Annotated in this window: 17 protein-coding genes; 14 read left to right on the forward strand and 3 right to left on the reverse strand. The window is 65.0% G+C overall.

Annotation, left to right across the window (positions count from 1 at the left end; translation table 11 throughout):
• Positions 1-57: 57 nt before the first annotated feature.
• From AAE027_RS24615 to adhP, 8 genes are all read left to right on the forward strand, one after another.
• The gene (locus AAE027_RS24615; protein ID WP_370988937.1) at positions 58-978 is read left to right on the forward strand and encodes an AAA family ATPase; all 921 of its coding nucleotides are present in this window, start codon (positions 58-60) and stop codon (positions 976-978) included.
• A gap of 143 nt (positions 979-1,121) precedes the next feature.
• Positions 1,122-2,324 carry a vWA domain-containing protein gene (locus tag AAE027_RS24620; protein WP_370988938.1) on the forward strand — a complete coding sequence of 401 codons (1,203 nt, stop codon included), beginning with the start codon at positions 1,122-1,124 and terminating at the stop codon, positions 2,322-2,324.
• A gap of 10 nt (positions 2,325-2,334) precedes the next feature.
• Positions 2,335-2,658 (forward strand): XdhC family protein, encoded by a 324-nt coding sequence (locus AAE027_RS24625; protein ID WP_008564652.1) that lies wholly within the window; start codon positions 2,335-2,337, stop codon positions 2,656-2,658.
• 2 nt (positions 2,659-2,660) lie between these two features.
• Entirely contained in the window at positions 2,661-3,362 is a 702-nt protein-coding gene (locus AAE027_RS24630; protein WP_370988939.1) for an XdhC family protein, read from the forward strand.
• Positions 3,359-4,963: an NTP transferase domain-containing protein gene (locus AAE027_RS24635; protein ID WP_370988940.1), complete on the forward strand. Its 1,605-nt coding sequence runs from the start codon at positions 3,359-3,361 to the stop codon at positions 4,961-4,963. The genes AAE027_RS24630 and AAE027_RS24635 overlap by 4 nt, the downstream gene beginning before the upstream one ends.
• A gap of 208 nt (positions 4,964-5,171) precedes the next feature.
• On the forward strand, positions 5,172-5,561 hold the full coding sequence (locus tag AAE027_RS24640; protein WP_091888931.1) for a DUF4189 domain-containing protein: 390 nt from the start codon (positions 5,172-5,174) through the stop codon (positions 5,559-5,561).
• Between the two features lie 174 nt (positions 5,562-5,735).
• Entirely contained in the window at positions 5,736-6,146 is a 411-nt protein-coding gene (locus AAE027_RS24645) for a DUF2000 family protein (protein ID WP_128932949.1), read from the forward strand.
• 142 nt (positions 6,147-6,288) lie between these two features.
• Entirely contained in the window at positions 6,289-7,314 is a 1,026-nt protein-coding gene (gene adhP, locus AAE027_RS24650; protein WP_370988941.1) for an alcohol dehydrogenase AdhP, read from the forward strand.
• A 103-nt stretch (positions 7,315-7,417) separates the two neighbouring features.
• Here the strand turns inward: adhP and AAE027_RS24655 are convergent, their stop codons facing one another.
• From AAE027_RS24655 to AAE027_RS24665, 3 genes are read right to left on the reverse strand one after another with little or no spacing between them, the layout of a single operon-like run.
• Positions 7,418-7,831 (reverse strand): GFA family protein, encoded by a 414-nt coding sequence (locus AAE027_RS24655; protein WP_370988942.1) that lies wholly within the window; start codon positions 7,829-7,831, stop codon positions 7,418-7,420.
• Positions 7,832-7,843: 12 nt separating this feature from the next.
• Positions 7,844-8,317 (reverse strand): SRPBCC family protein, encoded by a 474-nt coding sequence (locus tag AAE027_RS24660; RefSeq protein WP_091888923.1) that lies wholly within the window; start codon positions 8,315-8,317, stop codon positions 7,844-7,846.
• The gene (locus AAE027_RS24665; protein ID WP_370988943.1) at positions 8,314-8,649 is read right to left on the reverse strand and encodes an ArsR/SmtB family transcription factor; all 336 of its coding nucleotides are present in this window, start codon (positions 8,647-8,649) and stop codon (positions 8,314-8,316) included. The genes AAE027_RS24660 and AAE027_RS24665 overlap by 4 nt, the downstream gene beginning before the upstream one ends.
• Before the next feature lie 108 nt (positions 8,650-8,757).
• Here AAE027_RS24665 and AAE027_RS24670 point away from each other — a divergent pair, with 108 nt between their 5' ends.
• The 6 genes from AAE027_RS24670 to AAE027_RS24695 all read left to right on the forward strand — a co-directional run bounded on the left by AAE027_RS24670 (position 8,758) and on the right by AAE027_RS24695 (position 14,757).
• Complete coding sequence (locus AAE027_RS24670; RefSeq protein WP_370988944.1) at positions 8,758-9,453, forward strand: TetR/AcrR family transcriptional regulator; 696 nt, start codon at positions 8,758-8,760, stop codon at positions 9,451-9,453.
• Positions 9,450-10,238: an HlyD family secretion protein gene (locus AAE027_RS24675; RefSeq protein ID WP_370988945.1), complete on the forward strand. Its 789-nt coding sequence runs from the start codon at positions 9,450-9,452 to the stop codon at positions 10,236-10,238. The genes AAE027_RS24670 and AAE027_RS24675 overlap by 4 nt, the downstream gene beginning before the upstream one ends.
• Positions 10,235-11,167, forward strand: coding sequence for an ABC transporter ATP-binding protein (locus tag AAE027_RS24680; protein WP_128946571.1), 933 nt, complete (start codon positions 10,235-10,237; stop codon positions 11,165-11,167). Before AAE027_RS24675 ends, AAE027_RS24680 begins: the two co-directional genes overlap by 4 nt.
• A 12-nt stretch (positions 11,168-11,179) precedes the next feature.
• Positions 11,180-12,343 (forward strand): ABC transporter permease, encoded by a 1,164-nt coding sequence (locus tag AAE027_RS24685; RefSeq protein ID WP_091888913.1) that lies wholly within the window; start codon positions 11,180-11,182, stop codon positions 12,341-12,343.
• A gap of 30 nt (positions 12,344-12,373) precedes the next feature.
• On the forward strand, positions 12,374-13,681 hold the full coding sequence (locus AAE027_RS24690; RefSeq protein WP_370988946.1) for an adenylate/guanylate cyclase domain-containing protein: 1,308 nt from the start codon (positions 12,374-12,376) through the stop codon (positions 13,679-13,681).
• A 161-nt stretch (positions 13,682-13,842) separates the two neighbouring features.
• Positions 13,843-14,757, forward strand: a complete 915-nt coding sequence (locus AAE027_RS24695; protein ID WP_370988947.1) for a PhzF family phenazine biosynthesis protein — start codon at positions 13,843-13,845, stop codon at positions 14,755-14,757.
• Positions 14,758-14,861: the final 104 nt, after the last annotated feature.

Here is a 14,861-nt window from a genome sequence, read left to right on the forward strand (position 1 = left end):
CCTCATTCCTCGGCCCAAATCTGTCCCCGGTGAGGGCGTAGCGAGACTGGCTTTTTCATGACTTCAGCGGCCAATTCTTCCGGTGCTTTGCCGGCATCGGTCGATGCGATGCTCGAACTCCTGACGTCGCGCGGCTACCTCGCCGAGCGAGCGCTGGCCACGGTGACCTACCTGTCGCTGCGCATGGGCCGGCCGCTGTTCCTGGAAGGCGAAGCTGGTGTCGGCAAGACCGAGATCGCAAAAGTGCTGTCGGCAGCGCTGGGGCGGAAGCTGATCCGCCTCCAGTGCTACGAAGGCCTCGACGTCTCCTCCGCGGTCTATGAGTGGAACAGTGCCGCGCAGATGATCGCGATCCGGATGGCGGAAGCCGCCGGCGACACCGATCGCGACCAGCTCTCGAGCGACATCTTCGCCGACCGCTACATGATCAAGCGGCCGCTGCTTCAGGCGCTCGAGCCCGACGTTGCCGGTCCCCCGGTGCTGCTGATCGACGAGCTCGACCGTGCCGACGAGGCGTTCGAGGCGTTCCTGCTCGAAATCCTCAGCGACTTCCAGGTGACGATCCCCGAATTCGGCACCGTGAAGGCGCCGCACCCGCCGATCGTCATCATCACCTCCAACCGCACCCGCGAGATCCACGACGCGCTGAAGCGGCGCTGTCTCTATCACTGGGTGGACTATCCCGCCGCCGAGCGCGAGCTCGCGATCGTCAAGACGCGCGTGCCCGGCATCTCGGCAAAGCTCTCGCAGCAGGTCGTGCGCTTCGTGCAGGCGCTGCGTAACCAGGACTTCTACAAGTCGCCTGGTGTCGCCGAGACCATCGACTGGGCCACCGCTTTGTCGGAGCTCGACGCCCGCTCGCTGACCCCGCAAGTGGTCGGCGATACGCTGGGCGCACTGCTCAAATACCAGGACGACATCACGCGGATGCAGGGCGATGCCTTGCAGAAGGTACTGAAAGACGCGACGAGCGATTAGCTCGTCATTCCGGGGCGCGCGTCAGCGCGAACTACGGTGCGCGATTGCGCACCTGAGAATCCATCGGGCCGCGGAGACGGTGGATCAATGGATTCCGGGTTCACGCTACGCGTGCCCCGGAATGACGGCAGGGACAGTAGACCATGGCCATCAATCACCTTGCCCCGGAGCAAACCGAGCAGTTCGCCGACAACATCGTCGGCTTTGCCCGCGCGCTGCGTGCAGCTGGCATGCCGGTCGGACCGGGCGCGGCCATCGACGCCATGAGCGCGCTCCAGGTGATCGACATCGGCAGTCGCGCCGATGTCTTCACCACGCTTGAGGCGATCTTCGTCAAGCGCCACGAGCATGCGCTGATCTTCAAGCAGGCTTTCAACATGTTCTTCCGCGCCTCGGAAGAATGGAAGCACATGCTGGATTCGGTGCCGCTGCCGGAGCAGGCGAGGAAGAAGCCACAGGCAGGCGCGCGCCGCGTCCAGGAGGCGATGTCGCAGCCGCGCATGACGGAGACGCCGCAGCACCAGGAGCAGGATCTGCGCCTGTCGGTCTCCGACAAGGAGATCCTGCAGAAGAAGGACTTTGCGCAGATGAGCGCGGCCGAGATCGCCGAGGCGCTCCGCGCCGTCGAGCGGATGCACCTGCCGCAGGCCGAGCTCCTGACACGCCGGCAACGACCCGATCCGCGCGGCCTTCGGCTCGACCTGCGCCGCACGCTGCGCGCATCTTTGCGAACCGGCGGCGACATCATCGACATCCATCGCCTTGGGCGCATCGAGAAGCCCGCGCCGATCGTCGCGCTGCTCGATATCTCGGGCTCGATGAGCGAATATACCCGCCTATTCCTGCATTTCCTGCATGCCATCACCGATGCGCGCAAGCGCGTCTCGGTGTTTCTGTTCGGTACCCGGCTGACCAATGTCACCCGCGCCCTGCGCCAGCGCGACCCCGACGAGGCGCTGGCAAGCTGCTCGGCCTCGGTCGAGGACTGGGCCGGCGGCACGCGGATCTCGGCCTCGCTGCACAACTTCAACAAATTGTGGGCACGGCGCGTTCTGAGCCAGGGCGCCATCGTGCTGCTGATCTCAGACGGGCTGGAGCGGGAGGCCGATTCCAAGCTGGCCTTCGAGATGGACCGGCTGCACCGCTCCTGCCGGCGGCTGATCTGGCTGAACCCGCTGCTCCGGTTCAGCGGCTTCGAGGCCAAGGCGCAGGGCATCAAAATGATGCTGCCCCACGTTGACGAATTCCGCCCGGTACATAATTTGAGTTCGATCCAGGAGCTGATCACCACGCTCTCCCGGCCGCTGCCGCCGCATCACCGCAGCCTGATCCGCTCCGCAGCTTGAGAGGCCACCCATGCTCGATCGCGACGAGGATATTCTGAAGGCGGCGGAGGACTGGCAGAAGGCCGGCCGTGGCGTTGCGCTCGCCACCGTGGTGGAGACCTGGGGCTCGGCGCCGCGCCCGGCGGGCTCGAGCCTCGTCATCAACGACGAGGGCACGTTCTTGGGCTCCGTCTCCGGCGGCTGCGTCGAGGGCGCCGTGGTCACCGAGGCCATGGACGTGATCGAGAGCGGCAAGCCCAAGATGCTGGAGTTTGGCGTTGCCGACGAGACCGCCTGGAATGTCGGGCTGTCCTGCGGCGGTACCATCCGCGTCTTCGTCGAGAAGGTGGGTTAGCCGTGAAGCTCGCGATCCTGCACGAACTCAACGCCGAGCGCGCCGCGCGCCGGCCGGTGATTCTGGTGACGGACACCGAGAGCGGCGAACAGCGCCTGGTGAAGGCGAATGACTTTGCCAAGGATCCGCTGCACGCAGAACTCGACAAGCAGCTTCGCATGGGCAAGAGCGCCAATGTCGAGGCTGGCGGCAAGAAGCTGTTCCTCAACGTCTATGCGCCGACCGCCAAGCTGGTCATCATCGGCGCGGTGCATATCAGCCAGGCCTTGGCGCCGCTGGCACGCTCGCTCGGCTACGACGTCACGGTCATCGATCCCCGTACGGCCTTTGCGAGCCCCGAGCGCTTCCCCGACATTCCGCTCGTCGCGGAATGGCCCGACACGGCGCTGCCGCCGCTCAATGTCGATGCCTACACCGCCTTCGTCGCGGTGACGCACGATCCAAAGATCGACGATCCCGCGCTGCTGCACGCCTTCGAGCGCAACTGCTTCTACATCGGCGCGCTCGGCTCGCGGAAGACACACGCCAAGCGCGGCGACCGGCTGCGGGCGCAGGGCGCCAAGGAAAGCGACATCGCACGCATCCACGCGCCCATTGGCCTTGCGATCGGCGCGGTTTCTCCGTCCGAGATCGCGGTCGCGATCATGGCCGAGATCACGGCGGTGCTGCGGCTGCCTCCAAAACAAAAAGAAGAAGCGGCATGAAGTTCGGCCCGGCGAGCCCGAAGGATGCGATCGGCGGGGTGACCGTCCACACCCTGCGCCAGGGGCCGCTGGTGCTCAAGAAAGGCACGACGATCGGCCCCGCCGAGGTCGAGGCGCTGGAGCGCGCTGGGATCAAGGACATTGTGGTGGTGCGCATGGAGCCGGGTGACGTCTCCGAGGACGTTGCGGCAGCCAGCATCGCGCTTGCCGTCGGCGGCGAGGGCATCCATGTCGAGCGCGCCTTCACCGGCCGCGCCAACCTGTTTGCCGCGCGCGCAGGCGTTCTGGTGATCGACCGCGCCGCAGTTGATCGCATCAACAATGTCGACGAGGCCATCACCTTTGCCACGCTCGCCGCCTACAAGCCGGTGGTCGAGGGCGAGATGGTCGGCACCGTCAAGATCATCCCGTTCGGCGTCGACGAGAGTTTGCGCGATGCCGCGGTCAAGGCGGCCGGCAAGGATGTGCTCAGAATCGCGCCTTACGTGATCCAGCGCGTCGGCGTGGTTTCGACGCTGCTGCCGGGCCTGTCATCCAAGGTGATCGACAAGACGCTGCGTGTTACCGCCGAGCGGCTCGCGCCGGCCGGCGCCAGCATCATCGCCGAGCGGCGGGTTCCGCATGAGGAGCAGGCGCTGTCGGCTGCGATCAAGGAGTTGCTGGGTCTTGGCGCCGAACTCGTGATCGTGTTCGGCGCATCCGCCATCGCCGACCGCCGCGACGTGATCCCGGCGGCCGTCACCGGCATCGGTGGTGAGATCGAGCATTTCGGCATGCCGGTCGATCCCGGCAATCTGCTGCTGATCGCGCGCGCCGGCGAGGTGCCGGTGCTGGGTGCGCCGGGCTGCGCGCGTTCGCCGGTCGAGAACGGTTTCGACTGGGTGCTGATGCGGCTGCTCGCCGGCATTAAGGTGACGCGGTCCGAGCTGATGGGCATGGGTGTCGGCGGCCTCCTGATGGAGATCGTGACGCGGCCGCAGCCGCGGGCAAAACCCGAGACCGAGGGCAACAGCCAGGTCGCCGCCATCGTTCTGGCGGCCGGCCGCTCCACCCGGATGGGCGGACCGAATAAGCTGCTCGCGGAGTTCAACGGCAAGAAGCTGGTGCGGATCGCCACCGAGCAGGCATTGGCTTCCAGGGCATCCGAGGTGATCGTCGTCACCGGCCACCAGGCCGAGCTGGTCGAGCAGGCGCTGCAAGGTCTGAAGGTCAAATTCGTCCGCAACCCGGATTTCGCCGGCGGCATCGCAAGCTCGGTCAAGGCCGGCATCGCCGCCGTGCCCGAGACCTGCGACGGCGCCGTGGTGTGCCTCGGCGACATGCCGCTGATTGACGCCGGTCTGATCGACCGCCTCATTGACGGCTTTGCGCCCGACCGCGGCAACCTCATCGTCGTGCCCGTCAGCGAAGGCCGCCGTGGCAACCCCGTGCTGTGGTCGCGCCGCTTCTTCAAGGAGTTGTTGACCCTCGACGGCGATGTCGGCGCGCGGCATCTGATCGCCAAGCACACTGAAGCGGTGGCCGAAGTGCCCGTCGATGGCGAGAGCGCCTTCCTCGACATCGACACCCCGCAGGCGCTGGAAGCGGCAAGACGCGGATGATGCTGCCGTAGGGTGGGCAAAGGCGCGTAGCGCCGTGCCCACCATCTCTTCGTTGCGATCGACAGTTGGTGGGCACGCTGCGCTTTGCCCACCCTACGGCACCTTCCTACGGCATCTCTCACCCCCCGATTTCAACCACCCGTTCACCAAGTGGAAACGACCGCCGCTTAGAGTCCCCTCCACCTGCCTTGGGGGGAGGGGTTTTTCCATGGCTTCGAACGTCGTCGCGCGCCGTTGCGCGATGTTTTTCTTTGCGCTGTCGGTTTGTGTCTCCGGCGCCCGTTACATCACCGAAGCCCACGCAGCGGGCGCTATTGCGGTCGGCAAGTGCGGCGCGTATGGCCAGGCCTATGATTACGGCGCCGAGCACGAGGCGCGCGCCGCGGCACAGAAACAATGCAAGGGCGATTGCACGACCGTGACGATGAAGCGCGCCTGCGCTGCGATGTCGGTCGATCTCGCCAATCCCTGCGGCGCTTATGGCTTTGCCGTCAAGCCGAAGATTTCGGACTCGCTCAATGCCGCCACGCGCGAATGCTACAAATATGGCGGCAAGGAATGCGTGATCCGCGCCTGGGCCTGCGACGCCAAGGGTTGATCCTTCGAGCGCTGATTCCTCTTGCTGTCATTCCGGGGCGATGCAACGGTACCGCGCGGTGCGCGGACCTGAGCATCGAGCCTCCCCCGACTTTGGGACGCGATGGATTCTCGATGCGCAGCGCATCAGAGCTCGCGCCAAGTGGCGCGCCCGGAATGACATCTAGGAATACACATGCAGTTCGACACCAAGATCGCTGTCGTGATCCGCACCGATCTTCAGGCTTGGCAGAAGCTCAACGTCGCGTCTTTCCTGACGAGCGGCATTGCCGCGGCCTTTCCGGAATGCATCGGCGAAGCCTATGAGGACGCCTCGGGCACGAAATATCATGCGCTGATCGGCCAGCCGATCCTGATCTATGGCGCCGATGGTCCGGCATTATCGCGCGCGCTCGACCGGGCGCTGACGCGCAACGTCAAGCCGGCAGTCTATACCGAGGACATGTTCAAGACGACGCATGACGCCGCCAATCGCGAAGTGGTGAGGGCGGTGATGCGCACCGACCTCAATCTCGTCGGCATCGCGATGCGCGCCGAGCGCAAGGTGATCGACAAGATCATCGACGGCCTCAAGTTCCATAGCTGAGCCCGCAGGCGCGTCACGTCGTGCCGTCATCGGGATGTCGTGATGGCGATCGGGTTGCGCAAAGTTTGTGCTGTTTGACGCCCATCAAAGGAGGACCTCTCGGTATCGCTAGTCTGCGCCTGTAATGCAAAGGAGCAGACCGATGCCGACCATGAAAGCCGCAATTGTCAGACAATTCGGCAAGCCGCTGGTGATCGAGGACGTGCCGGTGCCGCAGCCCGGTCCGGGAGAGGTTCTGGTCAAGGTGAAGGCCTGTGGCGTCTGTCACACCGATCTGCACGCCGCGTCCGGCGACTGGCCGGTGAAGCCGGTGCCGCCCTTCATTCCCGGCCATGAAGCAGCCGGCATCGTCGCCGCGGTCGGGTCCGGCGTGAAGAACCTGAAGGTCGGCGATGCCGTGGGCGTGGCCTGGCTGCACGATGCATGCATGTCTTGCGAATATTGCGAGACCGGCTGGGAGACGCTGTGCGAGCACCAGCACAACACCGGCTACAGCGTGAACGGCGGCTTCGCCGAATATGTCATCGCCGCGGCTGCCTTCGCCGCAAAGCTGCCAGCGAGCGTCGATTTCGCGGCCATTGCGCCGATCCTCTGCGCCGGTGTCACCACCTACAAGGGATTGAAGGAGACCGAGGCGCGACCCGGCGAGTGGGTCGTGATCTCAGGCGTCGGCGGGCTCGGCCATGTCGCAATTCAGTACGCCAAGGCGATGGGGCTCAAGGTCGCGGCGGTCGATATCGCCGAGGACAAGCTCGCGCTCGCACGTGAGGCCGGCGCCGATCTCGCGGTCAACGCACTCGCCGCAGGGGCCGTGGACAATGTTCTTGCGGCAACCGGGGGCGGGGCGCATGGCGTGCTGGTGACGGCGGTCTCGACCGCAGCGTTCGCCCAGGCGCTGAAGATGGTGCGCCGCAAGGGCACCGTCAGCCTCGTCGGCCTGCCGCCGGGCGAATTCCCGACGCCGATCTTCGATGTCGTGCTCAAGCGCATCACCGTGCGCGGCTCGATCGTCGGCACACGGCGCGATCTCGACGAAGCCATCGCGTTTGCCGCGGATGGCAAGGTCAAGGCCGAGGTGACGAAGGTGCCGCTCACGCAAATCAACGACGTCTTCGACCGCATGAAGGCCGGCAAGATCGACGGCCGCATGGTGCTGGATTTTGGCTAAAGCATGATCCGGAAAGTGCGAAGCGGTTTTCCGAACGGATCATGCTCAAACAACAACCTAAACGCGATCACGATTCATCCCAATCTCATCGCGCTTTAGCATCTCACCCCGGCGGCATGCCTTCGAACTTTATCAGGCTGGGGTCGAGGCGATCCCAGTCATAGCCGCGCGCGGCGAAAGTGACCGCCTGCGGCTTGTAGCGGGCAGGCTCGTCGAGGGTTGCGGCGCGGATCGTGAAGACGTCGGGCTGTGCCGCGAAGGTCATGTACACAGGCACGCCGCATTGCGTGCAGAAGCCGCGCGTCTTCACGTTGCCGCTGTCGGCGACCATGTCCCAATGCTTTGCTTCGCCGGTCAGCGTGAGGCCGGCGCGCGCGAACGTCGCGTACGAGCCATGGCCGCTGCCGCTTTCCCGCTGGCAGTCCCGGCATTGACAGTGGTTGCTGAACAGCGGCTCACCGGCAATCGAATAGCGGATCGCGCCGCAGGCGCAGCCGCCAGTAAAGGGCTTGTCCATCGCGATATCTCCTCACTTCTCGCCGCTGATCTCGTCGAGCTGTCTGACGACCTTCTTCCAGCCGCCGCTCATCACGTTGTAGGCCGACTCGTTCCTGGGCATCACGAAGCCCGCATGGACCAGGCGGATCCGCGTGCCGGCTTCGACCGGGGTGAGGGACCACGTCACGACAGTGTCGAGCGGCGCGCCGTAACCGGTGTTGCGCTCATCGCCGCCTTTCCAGGCGTAGACGAGGCGCCGGTTGGCCACGACCTCGAGAACCCGGCAATGAATGACGCCATCCCAAGCGCCGCCAGGGGTAGTCTGGAATGTGAAGGTGTTGCCTTCAATCGCCTCGAAGCCGGTCGGCTGCATCAGCCAGCGCGCGATCAACTGGGCGCTGGTCAGCGCCTTCCAGATTGTCTCCGGCGCATGAGGGAGCACTTCGTCAATGACGATGTCCCGGATGTTGTCTTGGGTCTCGGCTTTCAACTCGGCTGCACTCACGGATCGATCTCCTTCAAGAGGTCACGCAGGTTCTGGAAGCGCTCGCGCCAGAACACGCCGTAATGGTCCATCCAGGTGACCAGCGGCTCGAGGCCTTGCGGCGCGGCGCGGTAGTAGACATTGCGGCCCTCGGCGCGTTCGGCGACGAGGCCGGCTTGCTTGAGGGATTTCAGGTGCTGCGAGATCGCGCCTTGGGTCACGCCGCTGCCGCGTGTCAGCTCGGCGACGCTGATTTCCCTGCTGTCGAAGACGCGTTCGAACACGGCGCGGCGCGTTGGGTCGGCGAGGGCGCGCATCACGGCGGTTACGGGGTTGGGGGTGACTTCCATCATGAGAAACGCATTAGCATATGCTAATTCATTAGTAAACACTAATTTGTCGTGCCGGCCTCGATTCCTTCGTTGATTGACAATGACTGACTAGTCAGTCATAAATAGAAAATGACGAAGAAGCCCGCCAGAGCAGCGATTGCATCCGTGGCCCGAGCCGGGAGCCACGGACCCGAAGCCGGCGCTGAGGCCGAGGCCCGCGTGTCAAACCGCGCCGCCCGGGCCGCGGAGCGGCGTGCAGCGATCGTGGAGGCGGCGATGGACGAGTTCATCACGCGCGGCTTTGCCGCGACGCGGCTCGACGACATCGCCAAGCGCGCCGGCGTCGCCAAGGGCACGATCTACCTGCACTTCAAGGACAAGGAATCGATGTTCGAGGAGCTGGTGCGCATTGTCATCGTGCCGGTGGTCACGCGCCTCACGGCGCTGCCGCCGCCGGTGGGCTCGGTGCGCGACCTGATAGAGGCCTTCGCCGGCAACTTCCTGAAGGAGGTCATCGGCACCAGGCGCGGCGACCTCGTGCGCCTGATCGTGGCGGAGGGGCCGCGCTTTCCGTCCGTTGCCGACTTCTACTATCGCGAAGTGGTCTCGCGCGGGATTGCCGCCATGCGCGCGCTGATCGAGCTCGGCATCGCCCGCGGCGAGATTCGGGAGAAGGACCTCGCGCGCTATCCACAGATCCTGGTCGCGCCCGCGATGATCGCGGTGATCTGGCAGAGCCTTTTTGTGCGGCATGCGTCGCTCGACGCGCAGGACATGCTGCGCGTTCATCTCGATTTGATTTTTGGCGAACGGAGGACGACATGAGGTCGTCACGAGCGATTTTTAGATTTGCATTGGCCGTCGTGCTCGCAACCGCGCTTGTAGCCTGCAACGAGAAGCGCGATCCCGGCTTCCAGGGCTGGGTCGAGGCGGACATGATCTTCGTCAGCCCGGACGAAGCCGGCCGGGTGACCAAGCTCAATGTCCGCGAGGGGGACGAAGTCAAGATCGGCGATCACCTCTATTCCGTCGACGACGATCTCCAGCTTGCCGATCTCAACCAGAACAAGGCGACGCTGGCGAATGCGCAGCAAACCTATGATCGCGCAGCTTCGCTGAACAAGACTGGCTCAGGCACGCAGGCCAATCTGGACTCCGCCGTGTCCGCCTTGCGCGTCGCGCAAGCGCGGGTGGCGACGTCGGAGACGCGAATGGCGCGGCGCAAGGGCTTTGCGCCGGTCGCCGGCACCATCCAGCAGATCTATTTCCGCGAGGGCGAGATGGTCGCGGCGCAGCGGCCGGTGCTCTCGATCATGCCGCCCGGCAACATGAAGCTGCGCTTTTTTGTGCCGGAGGCCGAGCTGCCGAAGCTCGCCATCGGCGACACCGTGCGGATCGTTTGCGATAATTGCGCGGCCGATCTCACCGCAAAGATCTATTTCATCGCGACCTCGGCCGAATACACCCCGCCCGTCATCTACAGCCTCGATGAGCGCAACAAGCTCGTCTACCTGATCCAGGCGCGGCCCTCGCGCCCCGACGCCTTGCGCGTCGGACAGCCGATCGACGTCTACCTCAATCCGAAGACACCGGTGGCGGACAAGCGATGAGCGGCGGCAACGGCATCGCGATCGACGTCAAGGGCCTGACCAAGTCGTTCGGGGGCCGCGAGGTCGTGCACGATCTGTCGATGCAGGTGAAGCGCGGCTCGATCTACGGTTTCCTCGGGCCGAACGGCTCGGGCAAGACCACGACCATCCGCATCCTCTGCGGCCTGCTCACGCCCGACAGCGGCGAGGGCACCTGCCTCGGCTACGACATCCGCCGCGATGCCGAAAAGATCAAGCGCCAGGTCGGCTACATGACCCAGCGCTTCAGCCTGTACCAGGACCTCTCGGTGCGCGAGAATCTCGAATTCGTCGCGCGACTCTATGGCCTCACTGACGCGCGTGGCGCTGCGCGCGACATGATCAGGCGGCTCGGGCTCTCCGGCCGCGAGGAGCAGCTCGCCGGCGAGCTTTCCGGCGGCTGGAAGCAGCGCCTGGCGCTCGGGGCCTGCACGCTGCCCAATCCGCAACTCCTGCTGCTCGACGAGCCGACCGCCGGCGTCGATCCCAAGGCGCGGCGCGACTTCTGGAACGAGATCCACGCGCTCGCCGCCGACGGCCTTACCGTGCTGGTTTCGACTCACTACATGGACGAGGCCGAGCGCTGTCACGAGATCGCCTACATCGCCTATGGCCATCTCCTGACTCATGGCACGGTGGAGCAGGTGATCGCCAAATCCGCGCTCACCACCTACACTGTCACAGGTGAAGACCTGAATGGGCTCGCGGCCGAGCTCACCGGCAAGCCCGGCATCGACATGGTGGCGCCGTTCGGCACCTCGCTGCATGTTTCGGGGCGCGACGTCGCCGCGCTCGAAGCCAGCATCGGGCCGTGGCGCGAGAAGAGCGGCCTGGACTGGCAGAAATCGTCGCCATCGCTCGAAGACGTGTTCATCGAGCTGATGAGCCATTCCAAGGACAATTTCCAGTAAGGACAATGTCCAATGAGCGTTGTCGATCATCCCGCGCCACAGCACGAAATCCGGGAGCGCTTTGGCTTCTGGAGACGCTCCTATGCGATGCTGATTAAGGAGTTCATCCAACTGAGGCGAGATCGCGTCTCGTTCGCGATGATCGTGATGCTGCCGGTGATGCAGCTCATGCTGTTCGGCTACGCCATCAATACCACGCCCCACAATTTGCCGAGCGCGGTGCTGCTCCAGGAGGACTCCGATCTCGCCCGCTCGATCCTGAAGGCGCTGGAGAACACCGCCTATTTCCGCTTCCTCTATGAAGTGCACGACGTCGAAGATTTCGACAATCTGCTGAAATCCGGCAAGGTGCTGTTCGGCGTCGAGATCCCGCGCGGCTTCGAGCGGGCGGTGCGGCGCGGCGACAGGCCGGCGCTGCTGGTCGCGGCCGACGCCACAGATCCCGTTGCGGCGAGCTCGGCGATCGGTTCGCTCGGCATGGTGGTGCAGACCGCGCTCAAGCACGATCTCTACATCGGCGATCCCCCGGAGATGCCGTTCGAGATCCGCGCGCATGCCCGCTACAACCCGGCGGCGGCCTCCAGCCTCAACATCGTGCCGGGCCTGGTCGGCACCATCCTCACCATGACCATGCTGATCTTCACCGCGCTGTCGGTCACGCGCGAGGTCGAGCGCGGCACCATGGAGAGCCTGTTGTCGATGCCGATCAAGCCGGTCGAGGTGATGTTCGGCAAGATCGTGCCTTACGTGCTGGTCGGCTTCGTGCAGGCCTTCCTCATCATCGGCATCGGCGTCGGCCTGTTCGGCGTGCCCGTGCTCGGCAATCTGTTCCTGCTGGCGCTGCTCTCGACGCTGTTCATCACCACCAACCTGTCGATCGGCTACACCATCTCGACGCTGGTGCAGAACCAGCTCCAGGCCATGCAGATGTCGATGATGTTCTTCCTGCCCAGCATCCTGCTCTCCGGCTTCATGTTCCCGTTCGCGGGCATGCCGGCCTGGGCGCAATATGTCGGCGAGGCCCTGCCGCTGACCCATTACCTGCGCATCGTCCGCGCCATCATGCTGAAGGGCGCGACCATGCAGAACCTGCGCTTCGATACGCTGGCGCTGGCGGCCCTGATGCTGCTCGCCATGACCATCGCCGTGACGCGCTTCCGCCGTACGCTGGATTGAGGCACAATGCCCCCGGAATCGAGGGCTGAAATGGTCAGGTTTGCAAGCAGGAAAGCCCGGCAGCATGCCGTGCTATCGGAGGATTTCGAGCGCGAGCTGACGCGGGAGGTGCTGCGCACCGAGCTATTGCGGGTGCGCGCGCTGATCATGACGGGCTGCGTCATGATGTTGTTCCTCACCACAATCTACCTGATCGATCCTGCTGTCGTGAACCGGGTCTGGCGCGGAACGGAAGGACTCATCGAGATCTACGGCCTTCTGGTCGGCTTCATCCTGTTCGAGGTCTGGGTTCACACCCAGATCAGGAGGAACCTCCGCCTTGATCGCGACCTGCCGGTGATCAGGCGCTATCTCGGCACGCTGATCGAGACGTCGCTGCCCACGGTGATCCTCATTCTCCAGATCCGGACCATGGGCGCGACCCAGGCGCTCGGCTTCGCCGTGCCGCTGATGTACTTCATCTTCGTCATTCTCTCGACCCTGCGGCTCGATTTCTGGCTCTCCACCTTCACGGGTTTCGTGGCCGCAGCCGGGCTTCTAGCAATCGCGCTGTATTACAATTCGGCTGGTGAGGCCGACGAACCCCTGATTTATTTCCACGCCGTGCGCAGCATCGTCATCCTGATCTGCGGCGTGCTGGCGGGCGCCGTCGGCGCCCAGCTGCGGCGGCAATTTGCCGCGAGCATTGCGGCGACCACCGCGCGGGACCGGGTGACGAATCTGTTCGGCCAGCACGTCTCCCCCCAGGTGGTGGAACGGCTGATGGCGGCGGGCACGACTGCAAGCGGCGACCTCCGCCGCGTCGCGGTGATGTTCGTCGATTTCCGCGGCTTCACGGCCGGTGCGCAGTCACGCACGCCTCAGGAGGTAGTCGACCGGCTTGACGGCGCCTTCGCCGTTTTGGTCGATATCCTCGACCGCCACGGCGGCATCGTAAACAAGTTCTTGGGCGACGGCTTTCTCGCGCTGTTCGGTGCGCCATTGGAGGCCTCCGACGCCGCGCACCGCGCGGTCGCTGCCGGCCGCGAGATGCTGACGGCGATGGACCGCATCAACGCGCAGACGAGCTGGCCGCTGCGGATCGGCATCGGCATCCATTTCGGTGAGGTCGTCGCCGGGAATATCGGCTCGCCCCGGCGCAAGGAATACACGGTCATCGGCGACACCGTGAACTTCGCCTCGCGGCTGGAGGCGCTGAACAAGGAGCTCGGCTCCCAGCTCCTGATCTCTGAGTCCGTGCGCGAGGTGCTGGGAGACGACGGCAGCGATGCCGTCGCGCTCGGCGAGGTCGAGGTGCGCGGCTATGAGCGGCCGGTCGCGGTGTTTCAGCTGGGGTGAGCGCTGTCTAAAACGGGCGTAGGCAAGGCGCGCCCGCAACGTCGCTTCCGCGAATGCTCCGATTGCTCCGAATTTTGGGGCATGACGGGCGATGTCGCCGGCCTGTAGACTTGCCGGCGATGCGGCCGGTTGCGGCCGCGACTTGCATGGGGAAGTGAAAGATGCAGCGTCGCTACATCACCGTCGATGTGTTCACCGATCGCGCCTTCGGCGGCAACCAGCTCGCCGTGGTGCTCGATGCTGGCGGGCTGTCCACTCGGCAGATGCAGTCGATCGCGACCGAGTTCAACTATTCCGAGACGACCTTTGTGCTGCCGCCGCGTGACAAGGCGAATGATGCCGAGGTGCGCATCTTCACCCCGGTCAGGGAGATGCCCTTCGCGGGTCATCCGAATGTCGGCACGGCTTTCGTGCTGGCGACGATCGCCAAGGAGCCGAAGCCGCGCCTGCTGTTCGAAGAGAAGGCCGGGCTCGTGCCGGTCGACATCCGGCGGGAGCAGGGCCGGGTGGTGAGCACCGAGCTCACCGCGCCGCAGCCGCTGGCGCGGTTGTCGCAACTGTCTGCCGCGGATGCCGCGAGCTGCATCTCGCTCAGCGCGGAGGATATCAGGGTCGACCGTCACGCGCCGCAGGTCGTCGGTGTTGGAACGCCATTTTTGGTGATCGAGCTGCATTCGCGCGATGCGCTCAAGCGGGCGAGGTCCGACGCGGCGGCCTTCGGCAGGATATTTCCGCGCGACGGCGCAGTCTCCGCCTGGTTCTATACGCGCGATGTGCCCGCGGTGGAGGCGCCCTGCGACCTTCAAGCGCGGATGTTCATGCGCGGTGCCGGCGGTCTCGCCGAGGACCCTGCCACCGGCAGCGCCACGGTCGCGGCCGCCGCGCTGTTCGCCGATCTTGACCCCGCGCGCGACGGCGAATTGAAGCTCACGGTCGGCCAGGGCTTTGACATGGGCCGGCCGAGCCTGCTGCTGACGCGGGTGCGCAAGCAGGACGGCAAGATCATCTCGGCCCATGTCGGCGGCAGCTGCGTGCAGATAATGGAAGGGACGTTTCGGTTGGCGGGAGAGGGCTAGGGTGCTCTCAGCTCGTCATTCCGGGGCAGCGCGAAGCGCTGAGCCCGGAATCCATTCATCCACCAACTCCTTGGCTTAATGGATTCCGAGTTCGCGCTGCGCGC

It is taken from the genome of Bradyrhizobium sp. DN3 (assembly GCF_041357655.1).
Lineage (GTDB): Bacteria > Pseudomonadota > Alphaproteobacteria > Rhizobiales > Xanthobacteraceae > Bradyrhizobium.